7 protein-coding genes are annotated in these 10,953 nt (G+C 65.4%); 4 read left to right on the top strand and 3 right to left on the bottom strand.

Annotated elements, in window-relative coordinates:
* Window positions 1-346: EAL domain-containing protein (locus HWE17_RS22290; RefSeq protein ID WP_176390284.1), on the top strand; the 346-nt coding region annotated here is incomplete at its 5' end.
* A gap of 51 nt (window positions 347-397) precedes the next feature.
* Complete coding sequence (locus HWE17_RS22285) at window positions 398-3,175, top strand: winged helix-turn-helix domain-containing protein (RefSeq protein ID WP_176390283.1); 2,778 nt, start codon at window positions 398-400, stop codon at window positions 3,173-3,175.
* Between the two features lie 3 nt (window positions 3,176-3,178).
* On the opposite strand, the gene HWE17_RS22280 is transcribed toward HWE17_RS22285, so the two are convergent.
* Window positions 3,179-4,099, bottom strand: a complete 921-nt coding sequence (locus tag HWE17_RS22280) for a lipase secretion chaperone (RefSeq protein WP_176390282.1) — start codon at window positions 4,097-4,099, stop codon at window positions 3,179-3,181.
* 10 nt (window positions 4,100-4,109) lie between these two features.
* Window positions 4,110-5,024 carry a triacylglycerol lipase gene (locus HWE17_RS22275; protein ID WP_176390281.1) on the bottom strand — a complete coding sequence of 305 codons (915 nt, stop codon included), beginning with the start codon at window positions 5,022-5,024 and terminating at the stop codon, window positions 4,110-4,112.
* A gap of 361 nt (window positions 5,025-5,385) precedes the next feature.
* Here HWE17_RS22275 and HWE17_RS22270 point away from each other — a divergent pair, with 361 nt between their 5' ends.
* On the top strand, window positions 5,386-6,042 hold the full coding sequence (locus tag HWE17_RS22270; protein WP_255206349.1) for a TetR/AcrR family transcriptional regulator: 657 nt from the start codon (window positions 5,386-5,388) through the stop codon (window positions 6,040-6,042).
* Window positions 6,043-6,104: 62 nt separating this feature from the next.
* Here the strand turns inward: HWE17_RS22270 and HWE17_RS22265 are convergent, their stop codons facing one another.
* Window positions 6,105-8,384 carry a PBP1A family penicillin-binding protein gene (locus tag HWE17_RS22265; RefSeq protein ID WP_176390279.1) on the bottom strand — a complete coding sequence of 760 codons (2,280 nt, stop codon included), beginning with the start codon at window positions 8,382-8,384 and terminating at the stop codon, window positions 6,105-6,107.
* Between the two features lie 247 nt (window positions 8,385-8,631).
* Between HWE17_RS22265 and HWE17_RS22260 the strand changes: the two genes are divergently transcribed.
* Complete coding sequence (locus tag HWE17_RS22260; RefSeq protein ID WP_176390278.1) at window positions 8,632-10,899, top strand: OPT family oligopeptide transporter; 2,268 nt, start codon at window positions 8,632-8,634, stop codon at window positions 10,897-10,899.
* The last annotated feature ends 54 nt before the right edge of the window (window positions 10,900-10,953 follow it).

Raw genomic sequence — 10,953 nt, 5'->3', positions numbered from 1 at the left:
CACCGGCCATTCGGGCTTGAGCCATGTCAGGCTGCTGCCGATTCATACCATCAAGATCGACCGTTCCTTCATCCACGACCTGGGCAGCAATGGCAGCAGTGGCCGCGACGCCGTCATCGTCGCCTCGACCCTGGCGCTGGCGCGCGGCCTGGGCTTGCAGGCGCTGGCCGAAGGCGTGGAAAACGGTGAGCAATTGGCGCAGCTGCGGCGGCTGGGCTGCCCGCAGGTGCAGGGCTTTTATCTGCACCGCCCGGCGCCCGCGGACGAGGTGGCCGCGCTGCTGTCCGCCGGCCTTGTAACAGTGCCGAAACATGGCGCCATGCGGCATGGCGCGGATGCTCAGTAGAATATGGCCACTGCAAGCCGCGTGCTTTAACACCTACTCCCCCACGCAAGAATGATAAACAGTCCCGTCCCGGCCTATGTCTTTGGCCCGTTTCGCCTTTTGCCGCTGGAGCGCCTGCTGTTCGAGGGCGACCGCGCGCTGCGCCTGGGCAGCAGGGCCATGGACTTGCTGCTGGCCCTGCTGGAGCGCGCCGGCGACATCGTCGACAAGCATGAACTGGTGGCCATCGTCTGGCCCAATGCCGTGGTCGACGACGCGACCTTGCGCGTGCATCTGGCGGCGCTGCGCAAGGCGCTCGGCGATGGCCGCGACGGCCAGCGCTACATCACCACCATCCCCGGTCGCGGCTACGGCTTCCTGGCGCCGCTGGCGCACACGGGCTGTCCGGTGTCCGGTGCGGCGGGCGCCGAGCCGCGCCACAATCTGCCCGTCATGCTGACGCGCATGTTGGGCCGCGCCGAGGTGCTGCAAACGATGGCCAACCAGCTGCTGCAATTGCGCCTGCTGTGCATTGCCGGTCCGGGCGGGATCGGCAAGACCACGCTGGCCGTCGGCCTGGCCACGCGCGTGCTGCGCCGCTATGCCGACGGCGTGTGTTTCGTCGACCTGTCGCCGCTGGACGAGGATCGCCTGGTGCCGCTGGCGCTGGCCACGGCGCTGGGCGTGGCGGTGCCGGCCGGCGACGCCATGCCGGTCCTGCTGGCCTATCTGCGCCCGCGCCACATGCTGCTCGTGCTCGATAACTGCGAACACGTGATCGGCGCGGCCGCCACGCTGGCCGACGCCTTGCTCAAGGGCGCGCCGCTGCTGCACCTGCTGGCCACCAGCCGCGAGCCGCTGCGCCTCAGCAGCGAACAGCTGCAGCGCCTGCCCGCGCTGGAATTGCCGCCGGCCGACGCCGCACCCGATGCGGCGGCGCTCCGGCATTTCGCCGCGGTGCAGCTGTTTTGCGAACGCTGCGCGGCCGTCGACGATGCCTTCGTGCTGGCCGACGCCGACGTGCCCGTGGTGGTGGACATCTGCCGGCGCCTCGACGGCATTCCGCTGGCGCTGGAGCTGGCGGCCGGGCGCATCGGCCATTTCGGCCTGCACGAATTGCGCCGCCAGCTCGACGACCGCTTTCGCCTGCTCACGCGCGGCGCGCGCAACATGCCCTTGCGCCACCAGACCCTGCGCGCCACCCTGGACTGGAGCTACGGCCTGCTCGATGCGCAAGAACGCCAGGTGCTGCAGGCGTTGAGCGTGTTCAAAAGCCGTTTTCGCCTCGAGTCGGCCAGCGCCGTGGCGGGCTGCGACGTGTTCGACACACTGGCCGACCTGGCCGCCAAGTCCCTCGTCAGCATCGAGTTTTGCCGCCAGCATGTGTATTACCGGCTGCTCGACACCACGCGCGCGTATGCTGGCGCGCAGTTGTCGGCGGGCGGGGATGCGGGCGCCGTGCTGCTGCGCCATGCGCGCCATTGCCTGGGCCTGGCCGGACGCATCGCCGCCGACTGGGCAAGCATGCCGCCGGCCCAATGGAGCGCGCGCTACGGCCGCCATGTCGACGACCTGCGCGCCGCCATCGACTGGGCCTTCGGCGAGGAGGGCGACGTGGCGCTGGGCGTGGCACTGACCCTGGCCGCGCAAACCCTGTTCTATCAGCTGTCGCTGATGGATGAATACCGCGTGCGCGTCGAGCGGGCGCTCGAGCGCATGGCAACGCATGCCGTGGACGACCCCGACAGCGAGATGCAGCTGCATGCCTCGCAGGCGCACCTGCTGCTGCATACGCAGGGCATCACCGGCACCATGCTGCGTTCGTTCCAGCGAGGCTATGCGCTGGCCATGCGCACGGACGATGGCAGCCGCCGTGCCGAAGCGATCTGCGGCATGTGGATCTGCAGCCTGAAGCTGGCCGATTTCCAGCGCGCCGACAGTTACGTCACCGAGCTGGCCATCCTGTGCGACACGCGCGACGACACGGCGATGCGCCTGGTGCTGGCGCGCATGCGTTCCGTGGGCGAGTATGTGCAGGGACGCTACGCGCAGTCGTCGGCGCTGGCGCGCATGGTGCTCGCGCATCCCGAGGGCGCCGCGCAGCTCGGCTTCAACAATGCCTTGCTGGCCGATCACCAGGTGTGCCTGCGCGGCACGCTGGCGCGCTGCCTGTGGATGCAGGGCCGCCCCGACGACGCCCTGGCGCTGGCGCGCGAGGCGGTGACGGTGGGCTTCGAGCACAATGGCGTCACGCTGTGCGTGGCGCTGGCCATCAATGCCATCCCCGTCGCCCTGTGGTGCGGGCAGCGGGAACTGGCGCATGCGTGGATTTGCCTGCTGTGCGAGCACGCGGCCCGCTATGGCTTGCTGTACTGGAGCGCCTGGGGCGCCGCCTATGAGCGCCTGCTCGACGGGGGCGAGGCGCTGACACAGTTCCCCTGGCCGTCGGTGCGCAGCTGGCCGATACAGGTCGATCTGATGGCCACCCTGCACGACGCGGCCGCCGATAGCCAGGCGCTGCGGCGCGCGCGCATGGGCCTGGCGCCGTGGAGCGCGCCGGAAGTGCTGCGCCGCGACGCGCACCACCGCTGGCGGGCGCTGGCGCACGACGATGCGGCCGGCCTGGAAGCGGTGCGGGTGCAGCTGGAAGAAGCGCTGCAGCTGGCCAGGGGCCAGCAGGCGCCGGGCTGGGAGCTGCGCTGCGCCACCAGCCTGGCGGCCCTGCTGCAGGCGCAAGGCCGCGCCGTCGCCGCGCATGCTGTGCTGGCCCCTGTGCATGCGGGCTACCGTCAGGGACGCGAGACGACGGATGTGATGGCGGCGGCGGCTTTGCTGGCGCGGCTGGCTTGAGCGCTATTCGTAGGCGCCCAGCCGGCGCTGTTCCTCCGGCGTGAAACTGGCGTCGCGCAGCTGCTGCAGGGCTGCCGCATCCTGCGCGCCGCCGGGCAGGCTGGCCTGCTGTGCCTTGGCAGCCTGGTACGCGATGATGCGCTGCTGCCACTGCGATTCCTCGCGGTCCAGTTCCGCCAGGCGCGCCGCCGCCGCCGGCGTGAAGGTGCCGGCGCGCAGGCGGTAGACTTCATTCTCGCCGCCGCCCTGTGCCCGCAAGGCCTTGACGGAGGCGTCCAGCTGCGCCACCTGCAGCGGCGCGTCGCGTGCGGCGCGCTGGGCCGGCGACATTTTCTGGTCCAGCGCGGCCAGTTGCGCCTGGCGCTGCGCTTCATCGAGCGACGCGTCGCCGAGGATGGCCATGCGCGCCACGGCGTCGTCGTCATACGCGTCGCTGGCGCCAAACAGGCCCGTGCTTTCCTCGGCTGTAAAGTAATTGCCGCGCAAGGCGCGCATGGCTTGCAGGCGCGCGCGCGCCGCCAGGGCCGCATCGGCTTGCGCCGGCAAGGCCTGTTCCGCGCCGGCCAGCGCCTGCTTGTAGGCCAGGTAAGCGCCCAGCAGGCGTTTCGCTTCGCGGGCGGGCGCGGGCGCCAGGCGCTTGTCGAGTTCCGCCTCGATCTGGCTGCGGATGGCGGCCAGCGGCTTTTCACCGAGGCCCGCCAGATAGTAGTCGAACAGGTGGCCCAGTTCCGCGTCGACCACCAGCTTGTCGCCGGCGGCCACCGTCACGTTGCCGTCGGGCCGCGTGCCTTCCATCGAGCGCACGAACGCGAACAGGTCCGGTTCCGCCTTTTCCGGCGGCGGGGCGGGTGGTTCACCGGGGCGCAGCGCCAGGTACAGGGCCAGCGCCGCCAGGCTGCCGCCGAAGATCCATTTCGCGTGCATGCGCTTCTCCTTACAGTCCCAGGCCTTGCAGGCGGTTCGCTTGCTGGCGGAAGACGGTGACGGGGTTCGTCTCGAACAGGTTGACGATGCCGACGAACTGGTTGACTTCATCGAGGTGGTTCATGGCGTAGTCGTCGCGGATCACCTTGCCCAGGTGGCTGGAGCAGCTGCTCACCAGGCCATCGTTCTTGACGCCGCCGAAGGCCAGGCTGATGGCGGCCAGGGCCGGGTCGCCCACGTCGAGCACATTCGTGTACGGCTGCGCGCCGCTCCACGAAAAATAGTGCACGCCTTGCACCTGGTAGGCGCCTTCGCCGCAGGCCGAGGTGGGCACGCCTTGCGGGTGGCGGCTATTGAAGGCCAGCGAGCCGGCCGTGGACAGCGACGCCAGCGAGGCGCCCGCGTTTTGCGGCAAGCCCTTGTTGCCCGACAAAATGCCGATCAGCGAGGCGAGCGCATTGCCCAGCGCGTTGCTGGTGTTGGGAATGGCGCCGCTGAGGATATCGGCCACCTTGGAACCCTTGTTGACGCCGGCCACGCTGGTGACGGAGGCCACCAGGTCGGGGCGCACGGAAGCGACATAGCGGGCCGTGGGGCCGCCGTGGCTATGGCCGATCAGATTGACCTTGGCCGCGCCCGTGGCGGCGAGGATTTGCCGCACCTGCGACAGCAGCTGCTCGCCGCGCACTTCGGTGCTGTTGGCGCCCGACACGGTGGTCACATACACTTGCGCGCCGCCGCTGCGCAGGGCGGCGGGAACGCCATAAAAATATTCGACGGGACCGAGCTTGTCAAAGCCGAACAGGCCGTGTACGAGCACGATCGGGTACTTGGTTTGCGTGTAGCCGGCGGCGCTGGCGCTGCCGGGCAGGATGGCGAGGGAAAACAGCAGGGTGGATAGCAATTGCCAGAAGCGAGTCTTCATTTTGTCTCCGTTATTTGAATAATATGGAAATGTCGATGCTGTAGCGGTGAACCGTGCACTCCTTACATTCTCGATGCATTAAAAATAGCGAGCGCTCGGTTTTTTGAATGTAGCACCGCTCGATGTAAATTGCATTTGAATTGCATGATGCAGCGCAATAACTGTGGGAATTTGGCGTTGCTGATGTGCCCATTGCATAGTTGAAAAGTCAAATAGTTGTTTTCCTGAGCTATAATCGGCCCGGCATCCGCCGTCCCGCCGTCTTGCCATGCCGCGTACCGGCATGGCATGGATATCGCTCCTCCACCGTTACTTGGGAATGCACTTGTCGACCCATTTTAATTTTGAACAGTTTCAGCAGATGACGCCTTTAAATGGCGAAAACATCTGGGAATATATTCTTGACCGCCACGCGGAGCGCATCGGCGTCAAACGCCGCAAGCCGGCGCTGGAAAATCTTGAACGCATCTTCGTCGCCACCTTCCGCCTGGCCAATGACGTGGGCTTCCGCGCCATGAGCTTGCGCGATTTGTGCCGCGAGACGGGGTTGTCGATGGGCGGCCTGTATGGCTACATCACCAGCAAGGATCAACTGGCCGAAATGATCGAGGATGTGGTGCGCCACGCCACGCAAGCCTTACCGCTGCTGTTTGTGGACGTGAAGTCGCCGCTGGACCGCCTGGAAGCGATGATACGCTCGTCGATCTACCTGTCCGAAGTGCTGCAGCCGTGGTTTTATTTTGTCTTCATGGATTCGCGCGTGCTGCAGGTGGAGCAGCGCAGCATGGCGAAAAATTCGGAACTGTATGTGCAGACCCTGATCGCCACCACCATAGCGGAAATCGAACCGAAGCCGCAGGGCGATCCGACCCTGCTGTCGGCGCACTGCCTGGCCCTGTTCCAGGACTGGTATGTGAAACGCTGGAAGTACCGCGCGGCGAAGGTCAATGTCGACGATTTCGCCGACAGCGTCGTCAGTACGGTGCGCGGGTATTTGAGCATGGTCAAGGCGGCGTAAAAACGCCGCCAACGGCGTCTTGTCGGGTTACGCCGTTCCGGCTAACCCGACCTACGGGTCCATCAGTTCGAGGTTTCCACCGGCACCGTCTCTGGCACGGCCGCCGGATCCGTCGGCGTTTCCACATCCATATCCAGCGTCTTGACGCCATTCATGTCGATGAATTCGTCGTACAGCCACTCGCCGTCGACCTGGCTCAGGCCCGTCGGCACGGCGCGCGTGATTTGCGGGCGCGCCGACAGGGCCGTGCGCATGTAGTCGATCCAGATCGGCATGGCCAGCGAGGAGCCGAATTCGCGCCCGCCCAGAGATTTGGGTTCGTCATAGCCCATCCACGCCACCGCCACGATGCCGCCGCCATAGCCGGCGAACCAGCCGTCGACGGCGTCGCTGGTGGTGCCCGTCTTGCCGGCGATGTCAGTCCTACCCAGTTTTTTCGTCGCCGCCGCACCCGTGCCCGTGCGCGTGACTTCGCGCAGCATGCTGTCCATCACGAAGGCGTTGCGCGGGTCCAGCGCCAGGGTCTTGTCATCGTTAGGCGCGGGCGGCTTGGTCTGCATCAGCACCGTGCCCCTGGCGTCGACGATGCGGTCGATCAAATACGGTTCCACCTGGTGGCCGCCGTTGGCGAACAGGGCGTAGGCGCCCGCCATCTGCACGGGCGTGACGGACCCCGTGCCCAGCGCCATGGTGAGATTGCTGGGCTGGCGCTTTGGATCGAAGCCGAATTTTTCCATGAAGTCGTGCGTGTACGACACGCCCAGCGCGCGCAGGATGCGCACCGAGGCCACGTTCTTCGATTGCGCCAGCGCGTAGCGCATGGTGATGGGGCCGTCGAACTTGAAGTCGTCATTCTGCGGCGCCCACACCTTGCCGCCCGCCTGCATTTCCAGTGGCACGTCGTTGATCAGGGTGGCCGGCGAAAAGCCTTTTTCCAGCGCCGCCGAATATACGAACGGCTTCATGGCCGAACCGGGCTGGCGCCATGCCTGCGTGACGTGGTTGAATTTCTGCAGGTTGTAATCGAAACCGCCCACCATGGCGTGGTAGGCGCCCGTTTCCGCATCGAGCGACACGAAGGCGGCGGCCACCAGCGGCACTTGCGTGATGGCCCAGTTGCCCTTGGCGTCCTGGCTGATGCGGATCACGGCGCCCGGGCGCAGCTTGATGCCAGCGCTGGCCTTGGCGGAGAGGGCAGGAGCGGCAAAGCGCAAGCCATCGCCCGTGATGGCCTTGGCGTCGCCATCGCCCGTGTCGGCCACCACCTTGCCGTTGGCGACGTCCGTGACGACGGCGGCGATCAGGCCGTCGCTGTCCGGGCGTTTTTGCAGCGCCGCATCGATGGCGTCGTCGCGCTGTTCAGGATCGAGCGGCATGTCGATGAAGGTTTCCGGGCCGCGGTAGCCGTGGCGCTGGTCATAGGCGATGACGTTGCGGCGCGTCGAGGCGTAGGCCGCGTCCTGGTCCGCTTTCAGTATCGTCGTGTAGACGCTGATGCCCTTGGTGTAACTGTCTTCCTTGTACTGGGCATACACGGCCTGGCGCGCCAGTTCGGCCACGTATTCGGCATGCGTGTCGAAACCCTGCTTGCCGCGGGTATTGATATGCAGCGGCTGGGCCAGCGCCTGCTGGTACTGGCCTTCGCTGATGTAATCGAGTTCGCGCATGCGTTTCAAGACCAGTTGCTGGCGCGCGTGCGCCTTTTTCGGATTGCTGATCGGGTTATGGCGCGAGGGGTTTTGCGGCAAGCCGGCCAGCATGGCCATTTCCGCGATCGACAATTCGGACAGTGGCTTGCCGAAGTACGTTTGCGCCGCGCTGCCGAAACCGAACGAGCGCTGGCCCAGGTACATCTGGTTCATGTACAGCTCGAGAATCTGGTCTTTCGACAGGGCCGCCTCGATTTTCAGGGCCAGCATGATTTCATTGAGCTTGCGCGAGGCGACTTTTTCACGCGTCAGGAAGAAATTGCGCGCCACCTGCATGGTGATGGTGGAGCCGCCGCCGTGGCCGAAGCCGTGGCGCAGGTTTGACAGCACGGCGCCGCCGGCGCGCACGAAGTCGATGCCGTGGTGTTCGTAGAAGCGGCCATCCTCGATGGCCAGCAAGGCCTTTTTCATCATTTCCGGCACTTGCGCGATCGGCACGAAGTCGCGGTGCTCTTCGCCGAATTCGCCGATCAGCACATTGTCGGCCGTGTAGACGCGCAGCGGTATCTTCGGCTGGTAGTCCGTGATGACGTTCAGTTCGGGCAGGCGCGGGCGCACATACAGGAACAGCCAGGCGGCCAGCAGCACGGCGGCGGCCAGCGCGGCGCAGCCGGCGATGATGATAGCGCGCACGGTGGCGCGGCGGGATGGCCAGGGGAATCCGGTTCGTTTGGCAGTCAAGGCAGTCTCACGTGAGCGTGCAAGGCACGGTGGCAGCGATTATAGACCAATGCGCCAGCGCTTCCCGTGCGGGCGGGGCGGCGTCATGGACCTCAAAAAACCTTTTCATCGAAACGCGGCTGTGCGATAGTCTCGGCTTCAAGAAAATAGCCCGGGCGTCAATCCGGGCTGTTTATTTTTAAAAATTAAGGAAATATCCATGGCAAAAGATGCAACACCGAGCGTCGTGAAGCCCTATATCCCGGCCGATGCGAAGCTGCCCGAGATGACCTTCCGCGCGCTGTTCATGGGCGTCATCCTGGGGATGGTCTTTGGCGCCTCCTCGCTGTACCTGGTGCTGAAAGTGGGCCTGACCGTCAGCGCCTCGATTCCCGTCGCGGTCATTGCGATTACCCTGTTCGGCCTGGCCAAGAAGGTGGGCGGCAAGGATTCGTCGATCCTGGAAAACAGCATCACGCAAACGGCCGGTTCGGCCGGCGAATCGCTGGCCTTCGGCCTGGGCGTGACCATGCCGGCCATTTTGATCCTCGGCTTCGACCTGGAAATCTCCAGGGTCATGCTGGTCGGTATCCTCGGCGGCCTGCTGGGCATCCTGATGATGATCCCCATGCGCCGCACCATGATCGTCGACCAGCACAAGGAACTCAAATTCCCCGAAGGCACGGCCTGCGCCGAAGTGCTGAAGGCGGCCGCCACGGAAGAATCGCGCATCGCCGCCGGTGAAAGCATCGAAAAGGATTCGGCTGCCGCGCTGGACGCCAAGCGCCGCGCGAAGATCATCTTCGGCGGTTTTGCGGTCGGCTTGCTGTATAAAGTCTTCAATATCTCGTTCAAAGGCTGGAGAGACACGCCGGGCGTGGAATTTGCCGCACCGCTCAAGGGCGGCTCCATCGGCGCCGAGATTTCCCCTGAATTGCTGGGCGTGGGCTACATCATCGGCCCGCGCATCGCCGCCACCATGGCGGCCGGCGGCGTGCTGTCGTACCTGCTCTTGATCCCGATGATCAAGTTCTTCGGTGACAGCCTGACCACCGTGCTCTCGCCGGGCACCAAGTTGATCAGCGAAATGGGCGCGGACGACGTGCGCAGCGCCTACGTGCTGTACATCGGCGCGGGCGCCGTGGCCGCCGGCGGCCTGATTTCGCTGGTGCGCGCCATGCCCATGATCTGGCGCAGCCTGTCGGCTGGCCTGAAAGGCATCGGCAAAGGCGTCAAGAGCAATTCCACCCTGCGCACGGATCAGGACATTCCCCTCAAATGGGTCATCATCGGCTGCCTGTCCATCATCGCCGTGATCACCTTCGCCACGCCGCTGCACATGAATTTCCTCGGCGCGCTGCTGATCCTCGTCTTCGGCTTTTTGTTCGCCACCGTGTCGTCGCGCCTGACGGGCGAAATCGGTTCGTCGTCGAACCCGATTTCCGGCATGGCCGTGGCCACCTTGCTGTTTACCTGCCTGATCTTCCTGATCATGGGCTGGACGGGCGGACGTTACTATGTGACGGCCCTGTCGGTGGGCGCCATCGTGTGCATCGCCGCCAGCAATGCGGGCACCACCTCGCAGGATTTGAAAACCGGCTACCTGGTGGGCGCCACGCCGCGCCTGCAGCAGTACGCGATTCTGGCGGGCGCCTTGTCGTCGGCGCTGATCCTCGGACCGATTCTGCTGAAGCTGAACGAAGCGAGCACCGTCTACGTGCCGGCCGCGCAAGTGGCGCCTGGCCTGACGGTCGATGCGTCGAAGCTGACGGTGACGGGCGAGCTGCATGGCCCGCAAGCCGATACGGACCACAACACGTATAAAGTCTGGCAAAAGACGGACACCGTGGGCGGCCCGGCCGGCAAGTATTTTGTCAAGGAAGATGGCCAGCTGGCTTACCTGGTCGATCCGGGCATCAACGGCCATTACAACAAGCGTCCGGACGGTTCGGAAGTGAAGAAATACGATGCGCCGAAGGCCGTGCTGATGTCCTACATCATCAAGGGCATCCTCGACCAGCAACTGCCGTGGACCCTGGTGCTGTTCGGCGTGATGATCGCCGTGGTACTGGAAATGGCCGGCATTCCGTCACTGGCGTTTTCGGTGGGCGTGTACTTGCCGTTGTCGTCCACCTTGCCGATCTTCGTCGGCGGCCTGGTACGCTGGCTGGCGGACCGCCGCAACAACAAGCTGGAACACAATGCGAAGCTGAACGAGGAAGAGCGCCAGCTGGCGGGCGACCGCAGTTCGGGCGTGCTGCTGGCATCCGGCTACATCGCCGGCGGCGCGCTGGCCGGCATCATCATCGCCATCACGGCCGGCGTGTTGACGCACTTCGACCAGATGATGGCCGACTGGGCCGAGCACGGCAATCCGTTCTACGCGGGCCTGCACTCGGACGCGTTGTCCCTGCTGCCATATGCGCTCATCATCGTGCTGCTGTATATCGTGGCGCGCGAGAAGAAGGCTGGCAGTCCGCAGGCTTGATGTTCTAGCAAAGCCAATGAAAACCGCCCGGCGTCATGATGATCCGGGCGGTTT

This window comes from Janthinobacterium sp. BJB401, assembly GCF_013372745.1.
Classification (GTDB): domain Bacteria; phylum Pseudomonadota; class Gammaproteobacteria; order Burkholderiales; family Burkholderiaceae_D; genus Janthinobacterium; species Janthinobacterium rivuli.
The sequence above is the reverse complement of the archived record's forward strand: the minus strand, read 5'-3'. Positions and strand labels throughout refer to the sequence as shown.